14 protein-coding genes and 2 pseudogenes are annotated in these 15,476 nt (G+C 31.3%); 3 read left to right on the top strand and 13 right to left on the bottom strand.

Annotated features, from left to right (window positions below; genetic code table 11):
• Window positions 1–190: 190 nt before the first annotated feature.
• The 7 genes and pseudogenes from ACXY7N_RS26010 to ACXY7N_RS25980 all read right to left on the bottom strand — a co-directional run bounded on the left by ACXY7N_RS26010 (window position 191) and on the right by ACXY7N_RS25980 (window position 7,356).
• Window positions 191–1,099 carry a VanZ family protein gene (locus ACXY7N_RS26010; protein ID WP_016135801.1) on the bottom strand — a complete coding sequence of 303 codons (909 nt, stop codon included), beginning with the start codon at window positions 1,097–1,099 and terminating at the stop codon, window positions 191–193.
• A gap of 320 nt (window positions 1,100–1,419) precedes the next feature.
• Window positions 1,420–2,604, bottom strand: a complete 1,185-nt coding sequence (locus ACXY7N_RS26005) for an FtsW/RodA/SpoVE family cell cycle protein (protein ID WP_016089907.1) — start codon at window positions 2,602–2,604, stop codon at window positions 1,420–1,422.
• 411 nt (window positions 2,605–3,015) lie between these two features.
• Entirely contained in the window at window positions 3,016–3,672 is a 657-nt protein-coding gene (locus ACXY7N_RS26000; RefSeq protein WP_016089906.1) for a lysozyme family protein, read from the bottom strand.
• 125 nt (window positions 3,673–3,797) lie between these two features.
• The gene (locus ACXY7N_RS25995) at window positions 3,798–4,940 is read right to left on the bottom strand and encodes an acyltransferase family protein (protein WP_016135800.1); all 1,143 of its coding nucleotides are present in this window, start codon (window positions 4,938–4,940) and stop codon (window positions 3,798–3,800) included.
• A gap of 281 nt (window positions 4,941–5,221) precedes the next feature.
• Window positions 5,222–5,549: pseudogene (locus tag ACXY7N_RS25990) on the bottom strand (IS4 family transposase); the annotation flags it as partial.
• Window positions 5,550–5,874: 325 nt separating this feature from the next.
• A complete protein-coding gene (locus ACXY7N_RS25985) occupies window positions 5,875–6,822 on the bottom strand; it encodes a DUF4179 domain-containing protein (protein WP_016135798.1) in 948 nt (315 codons plus the stop codon).
• 3 nt (window positions 6,823–6,825) lie between these two features.
• Window positions 6,826–7,356, bottom strand: coding sequence for an RNA polymerase sigma factor SigX (locus ACXY7N_RS25980; protein WP_016135797.1), 531 nt, complete (start codon window positions 7,354–7,356; stop codon window positions 6,826–6,828).
• A gap of 1,023 nt (window positions 7,357–8,379) precedes the next feature.
• On the opposite strand from ACXY7N_RS25980, the gene ACXY7N_RS25975 reads away from it, so the two are divergent.
• Together ACXY7N_RS25975 and ACXY7N_RS25970 are read left to right on the top strand one after the other, a co-directional pair.
• Complete coding sequence (locus ACXY7N_RS25975; protein WP_016089901.1) at window positions 8,380–8,745, top strand: hypothetical protein; 366 nt, start codon at window positions 8,380–8,382, stop codon at window positions 8,743–8,745.
• A gap of 139 nt (window positions 8,746–8,884) precedes the next feature.
• Window positions 8,885–9,157, top strand: coding sequence for an HU family DNA-binding protein (locus tag ACXY7N_RS25970; RefSeq protein ID WP_001043941.1), 273 nt, complete (start codon window positions 8,885–8,887; stop codon window positions 9,155–9,157).
• A 154-nt stretch (window positions 9,158–9,311) separates the two neighbouring features.
• Here ACXY7N_RS25970 and ACXY7N_RS25965 read toward each other — a convergent pair whose 3' ends face one another.
• The 5 genes and pseudogenes from ACXY7N_RS25965 to ACXY7N_RS25945 form a co-directional block, all read right to left on the bottom strand.
• Window positions 9,312–9,854, bottom strand: a complete 543-nt coding sequence (locus ACXY7N_RS25965; RefSeq protein WP_033659935.1) for a GNAT family N-acetyltransferase — start codon at window positions 9,852–9,854, stop codon at window positions 9,312–9,314.
• 685 nt (window positions 9,855–10,539) lie between these two features.
• Entirely contained in the window at window positions 10,540–10,857 is a 318-nt protein-coding gene (locus ACXY7N_RS25960; RefSeq protein ID WP_016089898.1) for an LCI fold-containing protein, read from the bottom strand.
• Window positions 10,858–11,801: 944 nt separating this feature from the next.
• Window positions 11,802–12,362, bottom strand: coding sequence for a hypothetical protein (locus ACXY7N_RS25955; protein ID WP_016089897.1), 561 nt, complete (start codon window positions 12,360–12,362; stop codon window positions 11,802–11,804).
• 375 nt (window positions 12,363–12,737) lie between these two features.
• On the bottom strand, window positions 12,738–13,208 hold the full coding sequence (locus ACXY7N_RS25950) for a DUF6773 family protein (protein WP_223267301.1): 471 nt from the start codon (window positions 13,206–13,208) through the stop codon (window positions 12,738–12,740).
• Between the two features lies 1 nt (window position 13,209).
• Window positions 13,210–13,406: pseudogene (locus ACXY7N_RS25945) on the bottom strand (helix-turn-helix transcriptional regulator).
• A gap of 369 nt (window positions 13,407–13,775) precedes the next feature.
• On the opposite strand from ACXY7N_RS25945, the gene ACXY7N_RS25940 reads away from it, so the two are divergent.
• Window positions 13,776–14,222 (top strand): hypothetical protein, encoded by a 447-nt coding sequence (locus ACXY7N_RS25940; protein WP_016136200.1) that lies wholly within the window; start codon window positions 13,776–13,778, stop codon window positions 14,220–14,222.
• 234 nt (window positions 14,223–14,456) lie between these two features.
• Here the strand turns inward: ACXY7N_RS25940 and satA are convergent, their stop codons facing one another.
• A complete protein-coding gene (gene satA / locus ACXY7N_RS25935) occupies window positions 14,457–15,011 on the bottom strand; it encodes a streptothricin N-acetyltransferase SatA (protein WP_488592733.1) in 555 nt (184 codons plus the stop codon).
• Window positions 15,012–15,476 lie beyond the last annotated feature (465 nt).

Raw genomic sequence — 15,476 nt, 5'->3', positions numbered from 1 at the left:
TTTAATAATGTATAACTGCATTCATTTTGTCTTCTGCAATAAATTTAGTCATAAAAAAACTGCACCTCCGATTGTTAGACACAGTCTAACAATCGGAGGTGCAGTTCACATTTATCAACCTGTTTATGTTTTTTTCAAACTTTGCAACAGAACCACCCTATTGATCATATATAAAATAAGAAAATTCACATTATTTTCTCGCGGAAATAGGTGGAACCGTAATAACTATGTCATGATTTTTTAACTGTACGCGAAAAATATATACCGGTTGAGAAAAACCTTTTGTATCAGTGACGTGCTCCAAATTATACTCTGTAATGACTAATGTCTCACCTTCAAATTCTTCACCCGCTTCGAAAGTTCCCATAGGATAAATGTCTCCTTGTTTCAGCTTTTGAAATGCTTCTTTTGGAGAAATAATTTCGACGTCTCGCACTATTTCACCTTTAGAATCGTAAACAGGCATTTTTTTACCTTCATTACTTAACTCTAGTGATGTTTTTATAGTGACATGAGACATATCTGTTTTTCTGTAAGGATCAAATGGCATATTACCAAATTCCTTCATTTGATACGAAATAATTATTCCAAGTGCGACGAAGCTTACTGCAGTAGGTAAGATTAAATATTTGACTATTTGTGTGTGTGATTCCTTTTTTTTAATAAAAATAAGAATTATATTTAATATACAATACCCAAGCATCATTCCTATAGTATTATGAAGTAAATCGTCTAGTTCCGCACTTCCACGAAGTGTTATAAATTGAAGAGTTTCAATAAATAAAGATGTTGTAATTGAACTGATTAACATCCATTTTGCTTTTAAAAAAACTTCACTAAATAAAGGTAATAAAATCCCTAACGGCAACAGCATACCTATATTAACAATGATATGAAAAAAAGAATTAAATGAAAATTGATTCCATGCTTGTTGATACTGGCTTAGTACATCGAAATCAATTGTTCTTACAAAGATATTCCCAGCTGAACGACCAAATGTGGTAGCCATTATTAAAAGAGAATAATATCCTATTATTGATATAAATAATATAACTTGTCGTTTTGTAAATTTCTTTTCTAGTTCATTAATAAAATTCATTTTACACCTACTTTAAAAATTCCGCCTAATCCATTGATAAACCTTGCATATCCTGGTATTGCTTTTCTAACAACTTGGGATTCTTATATTTACTAAAGAAATAAGATTCCGCCATGTATTACACTTTTTTTTGAAACTTTGTTGTTCTTTTCTCCTTTCATCCTTACAAAGAGCAAAACCTCTCCTGACCATAATTTGTAGATTTATTTTTCTCCTACCTCTGTCTATTAACAATACTTGATTATAGCTCTGTAACCTTTTTTATTCATCTCGTGTTATTCTACGAATAGTTTAAGGTATAAGCACTTTTTATTTGATATTTAGTTCTGGTTCACTGAAAACATATATTCTTTGTATGTTTTTCGTGTGGATAGAATAAGCCCCATCATTAGCATGTTCGAAAATAAAGAGCTTCCGCCATATGATAAAAATGGAAGTGCAATACCTTTGACAGGCATTAATCCCACAATCATACCGATATTTTGAAAAAATTGTAACATTAGAACGCCTACAATTCCTGCGCATAGTAAGGTGCCGAATAAATTATTTGCGGAATTACCAATTATAAGTATTCGGGAAAGCAGTAAGAAGAATATGCATATTATAAAAGTGGCAACTATAAAACCGCCTTCTTCGGCAATTGTGGCAAAAATGAAATCAGTATGTTTTTCTGGAATATAAACATTTCCAGAACCGAAGCCTTTTCCTTCTATTCCTCCACTACCAACAGCTAAAATTGATTGTTGAGTTTGATATCCCTGATCTGTATGCTGAAATGGATCTAACCAGCCTAAAATTCGCGATTGTTGGTGAGGCTTTAATAAAGTAACTAACTTATTGAAGAAAATATCTGGATATTTTACGTATATAAATATTAAAGCAGACAATACAGTCATCGGAATTCCTGCACATAGTACGATTAACTTTTTTTGAATTCCTGACATAAATATAATACATGCAATGGCTGCTATATATAGGAACACCATTCCCGTATCGGGTTGACTATAAACAAATAACGCTGGTGGAATAGATATCAAAAATATTTTACCAATCAAAAGTAAATCAGTTTGAAATGTCCGTGCCATATACTGTGCATTATGTTTTACGACTAAACTTGCGACCAGAAGAAGTAAGGCAAGCTTAAAAAATTCAGCTGGTTGAGTAGCACCGATAATTGGAAATCTAAACCATCTTTTTGCACCTGATATTTCAGGTGTAAAACTTGATACTGGTAATATCTTTAAGATGATAATTGAGATGAACCCCACAATATAAATCGGCCAAGCTAATTTTTGTAATTGATCTAAATCGAGATTGGCAACAATTAATAATAAAACAAATCCGATGGCGTAATTTACCATTTGTTTCATAGCAAAATTTTGGTTACCATATTGCCCGGTTTGCTGACTACTATATATTGCAACAATACTGGTGACACATAATATGAATAAAATGAATATTAGTTTCTTATCTAATTTTTTTAAAAAAACTATTTTTTCCACCATTTCAACCCCCTAGCCATTGTGGTATATACTTTTTATAGGAGCTATCCTGTTTTTTATGTGTACATTAACATTTATTAATATAATTTTACAATAATAAGGATACATTGAACATTCTCAAAATTATCCATACTGATTAGACTACTTTAAAAAGGTGTATGATTAGTTTGGTAAGGAAAGTTTATTTAAATAGAGACATTATCAACCTAATATTATTTTGTAGAATGTGAAATGGTACCTACGGTAAAACCTAAATTCTCGTAACTTGGTGGAGTGCTTTTTAAATCCTGCCTACTTTGCATGAGTCACTCCAAACTTATCAGAAACAGACATGTAGTCAGACTATTTTTAGAATACGGGTATCACTATGACCTGATTTAATAGATCTCTCACATGAATCTTAAAGTTCTTACATTAAAAATTTTCTGAAATATATTTTGAATTTTTTCGGAGAAGTTCTTCAATAAGTTTTGCTTTTTCATTCACCTTTGTTGCATATGTGAAATCACCATAACAATATGGATACCTAAAATTTTTTTTATTTCCACCACAAGTGTACATCTCTGGATTTTGATCAACTTTCATCTTAGAAAAATTTTTGGCCGAATCTTCCGAGTGTTGTTTAACTTCTTGACTAGCAATAAAATCAATATACCCTGGTCCCATATTATAGCTTTGAATAATTGTATCCATGCTAACATCTTTTTCCGTTCCATATTTGTACATTTGAGCAAAGTGTTTTACCCCTTGTTTAATGCTCGAGCTTGTCTCTTGAATTTCATTTGGCGTTAATCCAAGTGATTCAGAAGACTGCATAGGATCGTTACCCTCACCTCTACTCTCCTGGTACATAATTCCTAATAAAACTGCTGTTTTCTCTCCTAAATTATATTTTTCTAATTCTCTTTTCAAGGTGGGCTCATATTGCAATAAACGTTTTTCGGCAGCAATCACTTTATTTCTTTGAATATTGGTTTTATGCTTAACATAAAATATTCCAAGCATGGTTCCTAAACCTAAAATACTAATATAGAATAATATAATAAATCGTGTTTTAATCGTATCCTTCATATACTCCTCCTCGTATTAAAAATTCGTACCTTTTCGGACTCAAAATTATTTCTTTTAGGTGCAAAGTTTAATATAGAAATTTAAAGAAAAACTACCGCCTGAATTGGAGGATTTTTCAAAGGGGGTTATTCTTTGAATCGTTTCCGTACCCCTACAAATGTCACACTTTTTTTGAACTTTGCTGTTCTTTGTTTTGCCCAATTGATACATTTCTTTTCAATTAAATGATACGATAATATAGAACAAAGTATTGTCGTTGTAATACATAAGATAAGAAGGAAAAGGGTGGGTATCTTTGCATACAAAAGTTTAAAGAGTACCATAGTGATTGGAAAATGACATAAATAGATACTATATGAAATTTCCCCTAAATAAACAAATACACCCTTATTTAAAATAGCTTTTACCTTTAGGTTATTCATTGCCATAATGATTATTATACTAACACCAATTACGACACCCCAATCTTTTAATAAGAAAGTAGTATCATTACTAGAAAGCCCATAAATCATAATGGAATATAGATATAGAAAGACCCCTAATGCGATAAAAAGTTTTCTGTTTAAGTTTTTCATACTTCTATATAATTGAGTAAGTTCTTCCTGATGTTTAAAAAGTAGCATTCCTACCATAAACATAGATGTGAAATGCAGTGTATCGGCATAACCATTATAAAACCCCTCAGCTTTCCCAATATGCAACATATTAAGGAAAATACCAATTAAAGAAAAGCTCATAGCAAACAGTAGCGTTTTCTTCCAACTCTGTTTATAAAACAGAAGGAATAACAACGGAAACACAATAGATATACGCATTTCTTGAGCTAATGACCAGATAACCGGATTATAATTATCCGTAAAAAAGTTATTCAGAAGTACAAAGTGATTCATAATATCTAAGTTTGTTATTGGCCCTTGCCACTTATCATAGAACCAATCTCGTAGTCCCGTAACTTCATATGGTGAAAACAAAACAAATAAAGCAAAGGTGATGAATATCCAGAAATAATAAGGGATATAGATTCGTACAAATCGCTTAATTAAATATCCCCAATAATTTGTTTTTGAATGATAGAGTGCCATAGATAGCACAAAACCACTGAGTACATAAAAAACGATTACAGCTTCCCCACCAGCCCATAAAAACCTAAGCGGGGAAAATTTAATAGAATTAGGCAACGATGGTAGCATTAAACAAAAATGTCCAAATACAACTGTAATAGCCGCTAGTCCTCGTATTGAGTCTAATTCGTTTATTCTCTTACTCATAAAGTGTTCTCCTTGTATATTGTAGTTTTTGCTGTTAATAAAGTTCATTTCAACCCTTGATACTACAAAAAAAGTTGTGTATCTTTTAAAGAGAGTTTTCATATTCATGCATAAATTATACAAAGAAAATATAAAATTTATCTAAAGTTTTTTTTAAAGTTTATCTAAAGTTTTTTTAAAAATTTATCTAAAGTTTTTTAAAAATTTAGATATTTTTTAGATGGTATTCCAATTTATTAAAATACATAAACATATTTATGTATTTTAAATGCTAAAGTCTGTGTTTGTTCACAGGTTTTTGTTGTAACAATAAAGAAAAATATGTTGTAAAAATAAAACCGCCTTTGTATTTAAGCGTTTATTTAAGCCATCAAGGCTGAGTAAGGTATAAGTGGCTGCATGAAGTTTACTACATAATTGTACTAAGGGAGCATTTGCTACTCGTTGACTGATCCAAATACAAATCGTAGCTAAGTCTAAGGCAGAAAACTTACGTTTTCGCTTTATAAATCCGATTTCTCTTGCAAGTTCTGCTAAAAATACAGGTGTAATATATTGCTTTAATTCTTCAGAAAATAGTTGTAATTCATCTTTAATCGAAAGATTCATAAAAAAACGTCATCCTTTCTATTTAGCTTTTTAGAAAGAATAACGTTTTTTACAATTGGGGATAGTAAAGATTCTTAAGTTGATAGGCATGGGGGCACCATATCATTTTAAGAAAATTGTACGTTTGGATACCATTTGAACGCATTTCAGCCGGTTCCCTGTACGTTACGGAACCGGCTACTTAATTTACTACCTTCTTATGATTATGAATTTAACAAAGGTAGAGTAGAAATCATGTATGAAATAAATGTAAGTAACACAAACAAGAATATAAACATGGTATTGGAAACACATCGTGCTATTCTTTTTTTCATTTGAACTTGCTTTATTTTTTTAATTTGGTAGGGTCAATTTGAAGTTGTGCTTTCCAAGATCCAGATACTTTTCCAATTCTGTTTATGTTTACATCTAACGTGAGCGGTTGTTTGAAAGAACCTTTTCCTTTAGGACCTTCGATAAATGTGATTACACCTTCTGGTCTATCCTTAAAACGAATACCAATTTCCTTTAATTCTGCACCTGATGCTTTTAGTTCGAATGGTCCATCACTTCCTCCTTGAATAAATGCTAATTGTCCGAAGTACCCATTTTTCTTATACTCTGGGTTATTTTCTTGTTGACCATTTACTTTGCCGTCATCTTCAAGTTGTAACCCTGTTGTATCAAATTCAAACGGTACTACATTTCCATTTTCTTTTTCAATTTTGTAATGAACGGATATACGTTCATCCGCTACATATAATTCTTTCAGATGTACTGTAACACCTTGATCTGTAATCTTTTTATCAAGAGGAATAAATTGTCCTTTTGTAACGTCTCTTCCTTCATCAATAATCGTATCATTTGAAATTGCATTGGAAAAATAAGAGGCAACATCTGTAGCTGCCACTCGAACTTGTGGAATCATAGCTGTTGCAAAGAGCCCTGCTACCGCTACTGCAGTATACATGAAACGTTTTGATTTTTTATTCATATTTGTAAACAATCCCTTCTTCGGTTCAGTTTTTTCATTGATATAAGAAACATTTTCTAATTTTGTGTGACTTTCAAATACTTTCCACGCTTGGTCAACATCAATCTCAATTTCTTTTGATGAATGTACTGTTGCTTCCTCTAACTTGACATTTTCCCATTGATTTAATTTGGTGATTTCGAGTAATAAATCTTGGCATGCGTTACAAGTATCTATGTGTTTTGTGAATTCTTTTCTTGTCCCATCAGATAATTCACCATCTATATATGCTTGAATAAATCCCATATCATAACAATTCATTTATTACGCCTCCTCTAATTGTTGATAGATTTTACGAAACTTTTGCTTGGCTCGTACTAATAATGTTCCAATAGATGATATGTCGATTTGTAGAACCTCTCCAATTTCTTTATATTGAAAACCAGAAAATTTCATTAATAAAATGGTTCGATCTTTCTCATTCATTTCACTTAGCGCCATTTGTACTTGTGCAATTTCTTCTTTTCTAATCCAATCATCATCTAGGGATGAAATGTGCTGTACTTCATGATATTGTATGGTTTTATCTACTCTCGCCTGATGCCGTTTTTCGGATCTTAAATACTTATAAGCTACAAAAGTAGATGATTTTATTAGCCATCCAGATAAGTTCTCAATCCTCTTCCAATTGTTGCGGTATAACTGTAAAAATACTTCTTGTGCCAATTCTTCAGCAATCGTCTGGTTTTTGACAATCCAAACAATCTGTTTCACAACGTACACATAGTTTTGTTTAAATAAATCTTCAAATGTCACATCTGAAACAGGCCTTTCTTCCCTTTTTATCTTAAACATGTCGGTTAAAACCTCACTCTCATTTGATGCCTGTATTATAAAGAACCCGGAATAGCGATTTTTGTGACAAAAATTTTTATTTTTTTATATGTACAAAAAAACATTCATCTTTCAATCAGATGAATGTAAAAATTAAAATCATTTTGGTTTCTTGGATTATTTGTGTAGTTTAAACCAAAAAACAAATTATAATAATCTAAGACCATTAAGAGACAAAAATTATATCAAAAAGTAATAAAGAAGTATCCAGTTCCTTAACGTACAGGGAACTGGTTCATTTGTGTCTAAACGTACAATTTCTTTTTTTGATATTGTGACCCCTTAAAGGGATTCAAATTCATTTTAATTTGAATTAGGCCCATTTCCCTTAAGAGTATTTACTATATTAATAAGAAAAATTAGTCCGAAGATAAGGAATAATAAAGGGTGTATCCATGTTCTAAAACTAACAAGAATTATAATGCAAAGAATACAACCTATAATATCAATGCTAAAAAACAACTTGCCCTTTATTGTTTTCAGTTATAACTATTACCTTCCAGAAGCCACTTTTAATTTATAATTCTCAATATAATAATAGCATACGTTTTAGTTTTTAACTTTTTTCACATTTAATTAATTTAGTTGATTCTGGTGCAAGTAATACTGTTATTGTGTGCACCCGGGTAGCAAGATAGCAATAACCCCTGAAATTAAAAGTAAATCTGACCAGATTGAAGAATCCACTACCAAAAATCTAACGAAACAAAAATAAACAAAATATAGATTTGAATTATATTTCTCAACAACCAAAATTACTTAATGTGGTAAAATAATAATTGGATTGGCATCCAATACCATATTACGATGGTTCAAATCGCAAGAAGGCACCTTAGGGTGTCTTTTCTTTTGTTTGAAACACATTCTGGCAAAATACATGTATCTTTGTTGATTTACGACTCATATAAACCAACAAACTTCGTATATATAATTTGTTACCCTAAATGGGTTGAAAATACGAACAGTTATAGGAGGATTTTGTGAATGGTAAAAACAGCTTGTGCGAGTATTATTACTGGCATTCTTTTAATATGTTCAACAGGATGTGCCACTCAAACTGATTCTATTACAGCTAAAACTCAATCAATAGATGAAGGCACATATACAACAAAAGAGATCACAGACGCATTTCCTGTTGGGACACCCATAACTACCTACATTCGAAAAGAAGAAAAACTGAAAGTAAAACAGCTCACCAGTATTACGCTTACAGATGGTGGCGTCGGTAGAGTTCTGGAAGCAACGGATGGTTTTGTTGTTGTATGTGGGAATGAAAAAGGAGTTTTTGATGTGTTAATATTTAAAACTTTGGAAGAAGTAAAGAAATATGAACAGAATTTAGCGCGATAATTAATATACTCCTTGTGCCTTTTACACAGCAATTGCCCCCCTAGCTCTTGCTATGGCTTTTCCTATGCACAGTATAATTGCATCATAAGTAATCACACGTTATAATAATCACCTAATTACATATGCAGAGGTGCAGAAAATGAATAAAACAGAATTAACAAAAGTAGTAGCAGAAAAAGCTGAACTTACACAAAAAGATGCTGCTGCAGCAACACAAGCGTTATTAGATACAATAACAAATGCGTTAGCAAATGGAGAAAAAGTACAGATTCTTGGTTTTGGTACATTTGAAGTACGTGAAAGATCTGCACGTACAGGACGTAACCCACAAACAGGTGAAGAAATGCAAATCGCGGCTTCAAAAGCACCTGCTTTTAAGGCTGGAAAAGAATTAAAAGAGGCAGTGAAATAAGTATACCTATTGAAAAGGGTTTGATATTCATATCAGAACCCTTTTCAATAGCCTTTTGTACATAAAACAAAAAGTAGATAAAAACATTAATAATATAGAAGCATTATATATTTTCTCTTTATTTATATACAGCTAGTTTTTGTAATATTTGTTCTTATATAACCAACCATTCGCTTGCAATAATACTATATACAACTGCATCCCTTACATAACCATTTGGCAGTTGTCTCTCGTTTCGCAATACACCTTTTTTTACAGCACCAAGCCTTTCAATTGCGCGCTGAGCTTTTTCATTTCGTAAATCCGTTTTTATTTGCACACGTAACATATGTAATTCTTCAAAAGCATATTGCAATAACATATACTTACACTCAGTATTTATACTTGTACGATGTACACTGGGGTGATACCACGTTTGCCCAAGTTCAACCGTTTTGTTATCATTTGAAATACTGTACAAACGTGTACTGCCTACAATTTCATTCGTTTTCTGATCTACAACAACAAATGGTAAATCAGTTTCCCCTTCAAAACCTTTTATTGCTACTTGAACATACTGCTCCATATCTTGATAGCTATCCATTTTAACTGTTAAACACTTCCATATTTCCTTATTTTCTTCCACAGTGGTAAATAAATTTTCGACATCATTTACATGCATTAATCGTAACATGACTCTATTATTTACTATTTCCATAAATGTATTGGGTTTAATATTAGATGTAGCTTTCTTTCACATTATTTACATGTAACTTTAATAAGCCACTAATTCTTAAATCTGTATTGATTCCCTTTTCTAATAAAAATAAATCACGATAAGATTGACAACGTAAAACCTCTTTCACTTCTTCTAGTTTTTTCTTATCTCAAATTTGCTGCACAATCTTCATTCCTTAGCCCTCCATACGTTATGTTACATTAAATGTATCTTTATTATATAATGTGTTACATTAAGTGATTTTCACATCTCTTTTACATTATTTGGTTTTTGTTGAGTTTGTTTTGCAAAATGCAACACTTTTGCACTGACCTTTCCTTAACGACAAACAAGACATCTAGTGTTAAAGTCACCTCTTATTTCCTTTACCAATGTCCAATTGGTCCAAAATAAAAAGTTCACCAATTAAGGCGAACTTTTTATGTACTATTGCTGCGAGTTTCGTTCACATCATTCTGTCCGTTATTTGAAAAACAAAGAAGTTTTTCATGATATATAATATGTATCTCTAAGAATAAATGTGCTTATACCCAATTTCTTTTTAGGTGTTAAATTTGTTCATTATTGTGTAATTTCTATATAGCAAAGAAAAAGCACCCATTACGGATGCTATTCTTTAATTAATACCTTTCTTGGTGTACTTCCTTTATAGAGGTATCTTTGATTATTTCGTTTTTCCCTCGTAGCATCCAATGGACTTATGAGCCCCAGTTCCTTTAAAGTACCAAGTGATTCCTGTTTCTCGATCAGTAAAAGAGTTAGCGAAAATCCCATTTTCATTTATCATTGACATTCTATAGGGAGCATTACTAGTAAGCCTAGGACAACTAGTATGATATTCATACATGTCATAAGATGAAAACTGTGGTGAATCAAGTTTTTTATTAGTATGATCAACTGTAGATGTTGCAGCTGAGGCTCCCATACCCCCTGTTAATACAAAACCAGTTGCTAATGCTCCCACTACTAATTTCTTGAACATAAAAATTCCCCCTTTAATAGTTTTATAACTCACACCTTAACTGTAACAAAGTTTACATAATTGTAAATATTTATAATATATAGAAAATTTTATTTAATTATTGTGAATATTAGGAACTCATTTTCTCAATGCAAGAAAATAAATTCTAATATATATTTAGAATTTCTATTTCTCTCATAGCTACTGCACCCTTACATTTTTAAAATATGACTACGCGCCTAACGTCAGTGGCTATGAGAGAAGCAAAAGTTCTCCCAGGAATTTTCAAATTTTATATCGGGATATTTCCGTACCCCTTTAAATTGACACCCTATTAGTAGGCACAGGTATCAACTTAAAGGAGAACAGAAGCTTTCCTCTGCTTAGACCCTTTAAATTAATGAAGTTTTGAAGACTATTTCAATTACGAATGAAATCAAGAAATACATACAGAATAAGGCTCGTTACCTCTTATTTGCATGCTAATTAAAACATCCTGCGAATAAGGAAGAACAACGTTATACGTTCACTCAATCTCTCATCAGCAGGAACTGGTTTCGGCCTCTCATATATAGGGGGCATTCTGATGACAAATTTCGACGTTTTTTCAAAGAGAATTTATTATGAGAACGCGTTTTCGAAAAAGGGTTCCTGTTACAAATGTGGAGAAATATAGAAAATCATCGAAAATGATTGCACTTTGGGTTAACATAGTATTAAGGTAACTTTCTTAAGTAAGTATTTAAGGGGTGAATAATTTGAGTTTCACTAATAAGAGACCGTTAATTTTTATAGTCCTACTGTATATTGTATTGATAGCTTTTAACTATGCTAATCATAATCATTTCAATTGGTTTGAAAACCTTATAAAAACACTATTTATAGTAGCGTTTTTTGAAATTATGATGTGGTTATTTTCTTCAAAAAAAACAACCTCTAGAAGATAAGAGGTTGTTTTTTATCAATCACCAAGTTTTTCCAGTCCATCCTTCTTCTTCATATATACATGTACCTAGATACCAAGCAAGTTGACCAGCTAAACTAACTAAATTACCTTTGACGCCTAATCTAATCATTTTTCTAGCCGCTAATTCATATTCTTTGTTAGTAATATTAGCAATAATAGAACCTAAAAAACCTACTGATAGAAATTCTACATAATTTGCAATAAGTTTTCTTTCTATACAGTTATCTACAGCTTCTGTTTCTTGTTTGAATGGATCTTCATAGCCAGGTGGTGTATTTACACGTTGGATTTCTTGTCTCAATTGTTCTAATTCTTCAGTTTTACCATATTTGTTTTCTATCATATCGATATCAATATCTACTACTCTTCCATGTTTATCTCTAACTGAAGCTTCTTCAACAACAAATTTCAATTGTGCAGCTACTTCTTGTACTAATTTTTCTTCTTCACTATTGATCTCTTGAGCTTTGGAGATTCCAGCGAAAGAAGTTGTAAACAAAGCTAGCACGAGAGCCATTGATACAATATTCCTTAACATAGTCTTCATTTTTAATCCCATCCCTTTTTCCTTATTTATGCTTTTTTACCGGTATTTTCTAGCACAACTCTTTCTTAATACATAAAGCTATAAAAATATATACCCTACAGAAAGCGGAAAAATAATGAAATTCAACGATTATTACCTTTAAAACAGCGGTTTCAAGATATTTACAATTTTATTATTTGAATATTCTGTGTTTTGTTTATCAATTAAATTGTGGATACAGATATAATACTAGATATTAGATTTACTGTTTTTAAGAGCACGATTTGGGAGGGCCACATCACTATCAACCTAAGAGAAGCAAGTACACAATAGCAGAAAAATAATGAAAAAAATAATAAAAAAGCTTATCATTAAGTACTATAGGATAAGCTTTTTTGTCTATATGTTTTAAATTTTATTTGATCTCTTCCAAGCTATTACTGTAATAAGATATTGAATACCAAATAGGAAAACGAAAAGTATAATGAATTTTGCTATTGCTGCTAACCATCCACCCAAATCTTCAGGGAAGTAATATTTGTATGTAGTAGCACCTATTGCGACAAAAGAAAAAATAAAGGTATTACTCATTTTTTCTTTTAATTTTTCTTTTAATTGCTCTTTATTATTAATATCTGTTTCATAAACACCAGTTAGAATAGATTTAATAAAGAAGAAAATCATATAACAAATTATAATAGCTAATGAAGCAATCCATTCTAGGAATGGGTGGTGTAGATATGCTCCCCTTATTACAACATCTATAAAAGCTAAAAGTAGGACAATAATTCCAGATTGCGCCCAAATTTTCATTTCGATTTGTTGAATTCTTTCATCTGAGTGTGTACTGAGTGAAAACCATTTTTTTAGTTTTTCCATTTTAGAGTTCCTCCCAAAATAATTTATCTAAATTCTTATCTATTGTTTTAGCTATATGCATACAAAGCTTTAAAGAAGGGTTACACTTATTGCTTTCAATAAGGCTACTGGTTCGTCGCGTAACGTTTACAACATCGGCCAACTCCTGTTGAGTTAGACCTTTTTAACTCTTCCCATTTTCTCTTTACTTACAAACATTAAATAAACCTCATTTGTAAAGTTAACTTCATACCATAATATCTTATATTCTATATATTAAATTATTAACAAAATATATGCAATATATATTTTACATTAAGACATATATATATTACTAAACTCTTTATTTTTTTTATCTAAAACTATCCTACAAATATAAGAATAGAAATTTTTTCTGTAGACGCCTTTTTCTTTTAGTTATTTTCGTAACCCTAATGTAACCCCAAGGGATTTATGTATCCGAGTTTTTGTGTACTTTATATTAAATATGCATAATTACATAATTATTCTTTATATAACGATATTGAAATTTACATTTTTAACCTGTAAAATACAGGATGTTAAATAAATACCTCAGGAGTTGTTAATATGAAAAAATTTATGGGCATGTTAGCTATGTGTTTTGCACTTACACTAGCATTTTTACCAACTATTTCAAAGGCGGATTCTTCTCCACTACGAAGTGTTAGCATTAGTGCTGTAGGCGATAATAACAAAATGTATAGTGCAAGTTCTTACTTATCTATTCCTGTTCTTAAAGGCGATTATCTTTATGTGAAAGTTAGTGAAGTAGGTACACCGGATTCATATTCAGAAGCTTTAACTATTAATGGTGTTAGATATGCAGGAAGTTCTTTAGACGAAGTCAGTTCTTATACTGGTCCATTCGGATCTGAAAAAACATTTAGATTACGTATCAAAGATTCGTACATCTTCTCAAACACACCAAATTCAACAAACACTATAGCTTTTGAAGCTAGAGTTCCTTTCTCAATGCAAGTATTATCTAAAAGTATATCGGTTCATGTAGAATAATTTATAACATTATTATTAAATAAAAAATACATCCCTATAAGGATGTATTTTTTATTTAATTGAAGAAAAGACGATGCATACAATATCAAAATCTAATTAACATATCATTTGATTATCGGTAGCAAGATCAAAGATGCCCCCTACTCTCGGAAAGAAATCTCCTTTTTCTTTTAATTATTTGCTTGTCCCGAATATAACAGCGAGGAATTTATATATTCGAGTTATGGTTTACTTTCATTTAAAATGCAAATACCAATACATTGCAACTTCATCGCTTTCTTCATGTATCCCTTTATATACTAAAAAATCCAATCCACCTATTACAAACCCACATTTTTCATAGAACCTACATGCTGCTACATTATTATTTTGTGTTTCAAGCATTATACCTGGCATATTGCTTTCTTTTGCCCACTGCGTTGCTTGCTCAATTAACCTCCTACCAACTCCAAGTGAACGATATTTTTTATCCACCTTTATATCTTCTATGTAAGCATAGTGATTCCAATTCTTTTTCAATACCATTACTCCTATAATTTGGTCATGTAAAATTGCTATGTAAATTACTTGTTCAGGCTTATTTATATACTCAGTGTATGCTAGTTCATCATCATATTGGTCTTGTAAATAACTTTTCTCATAACTTGGAACGTCTTCTACTGTATATTCTATTTGCTTATTTATTTTTGAAAGAGAAAAAATCAACCGAGAATTTACTATAAAACTACCATCGATCTCCGGTAAATTGTCTAAATCATCTACTTCTAATTCTCTAATTAAAAGGTTCATCATATTCTCCTTTACGTGGGACCTCCAATTCATATTATTCCCCCTAGTTCTTTCCATGTCCCTTATTCAATTCTAATTTACTAACTGATTAGCGTTATTGCAAATCAAAATAATAAAACCGCATCTCCAAATGTTAGATAACTATCTAATACATTGGAGATGCGGTTCACTTAGGTCATTGATGTTTCAGCTATTCTCTTTATTTGAAAATTACAGCTTTTGCGATATGGGAAAGCCCATGTAGGACTTTAGTCCGCCTTTAGGCATGGGATGAAAGTATCGTTTTTGCATAGCAAAACATGATATACTTCATTTATAGTCATGCAAAAGACTCTAAAACAACTGTTCTCTGAAAGCAGAATACATGTGAGGTTGGAGTAGCCAATTCTTCTACTCCGTAAAATGTGTTAAGTCGTCAAGAACAAGACGTTAAAACATTTGAGAACCAACAACCTGTACGGTATG

This window comes from Bacillus sp. 5w2 (genome assembly GCF_054353775.1).
This window is presented reverse-complemented; position numbering and strand designations above follow the sequence as displayed.

What these genes read in the sequence shown, in the direction of transcription:
- ACXY7N_RS25980 (WP_016135797.1), bottom strand. Translation starts at nt 7,356, where the DNA reads ATGTTTAAGATAAAAAGGGAAGAAAGGCCTGTTTCAGATGTGACATTT.
- ACXY7N_RS25965 (WP_033659935.1), bottom strand. Translation starts at nt 9,854, where the DNA reads ATGGAAATAGTAAATAATAGAGTCATGTTACGATTAATGCATGTAAAT.
- ACXY7N_RS25975 (WP_016089901.1), top strand. Translation starts at nt 8,380, where the DNA reads ATGGTAAAAACAGCTTGTGCGAGTATTATTACTGGCATTCTTTTAATA.
- ACXY7N_RS25960 (WP_016089898.1), bottom strand. Translation starts at nt 10,857, where the DNA reads ATGTTCAAGAAATTAGTAGTGGGAGCATTAGCAACTGGTTTTGTATTA.
- ACXY7N_RS25940 (WP_016136200.1), top strand. Translation starts at nt 13,776, where the DNA reads ATGAAAAAATTTATGGGCATGTTAGCTATGTGTTTTGCACTTACACTA.
- ACXY7N_RS26010 (WP_016135801.1), bottom strand. Translation starts at nt 1,099, where the DNA reads ATGAATTTTATTAATGAACTAGAAAAGAAATTTACAAAACGACAAGTT.
- ACXY7N_RS26000 (WP_016089906.1), bottom strand. Translation starts at nt 3,672, where the DNA reads ATGAAGGATACGATTAAAACACGATTTATTATATTATTCTATATTAGT.
- ACXY7N_RS25970 (WP_001043941.1), top strand. Translation starts at nt 8,885, where the DNA reads ATGAATAAAACAGAATTAACAAAAGTAGTAGCAGAAAAAGCTGAACTT.
- ACXY7N_RS25995 (WP_016135800.1), bottom strand. Translation starts at nt 4,940, where the DNA reads ATGAGTAAGAGAATAAACGAATTAGACTCAATACGAGGACTAGCGGCT.
- ACXY7N_RS25985 (WP_016135798.1), bottom strand. Translation starts at nt 6,822, where the DNA reads ATGAATTGTTATGATATGGGATTTATTCAAGCATATATAGATGGTGAA.
- ACXY7N_RS25955 (WP_016089897.1), bottom strand. Translation starts at nt 12,362, where the DNA reads ATGGGATTAAAAATGAAGACTATGTTAAGGAATATTGTATCAATGGCT.
- ACXY7N_RS25950 (WP_223267301.1), bottom strand. Translation starts at nt 13,208, where the DNA reads ATGGAAAAACTAAAAAAATGGTTTTCACTCAGTACACACTCAGATGAA.
- satA (WP_488592733.1), bottom strand. Translation starts at nt 15,011, where the DNA reads ATGAACCTTTTAATTAGAGAATTAGAAGTAGATGATTTAGACAATTTA.
- ACXY7N_RS26005 (WP_016089907.1), bottom strand. Translation starts at nt 2,604, where the DNA reads ATGGTGGAAAAAATAGTTTTTTTAAAAAAATTAGATAAGAAACTAATA.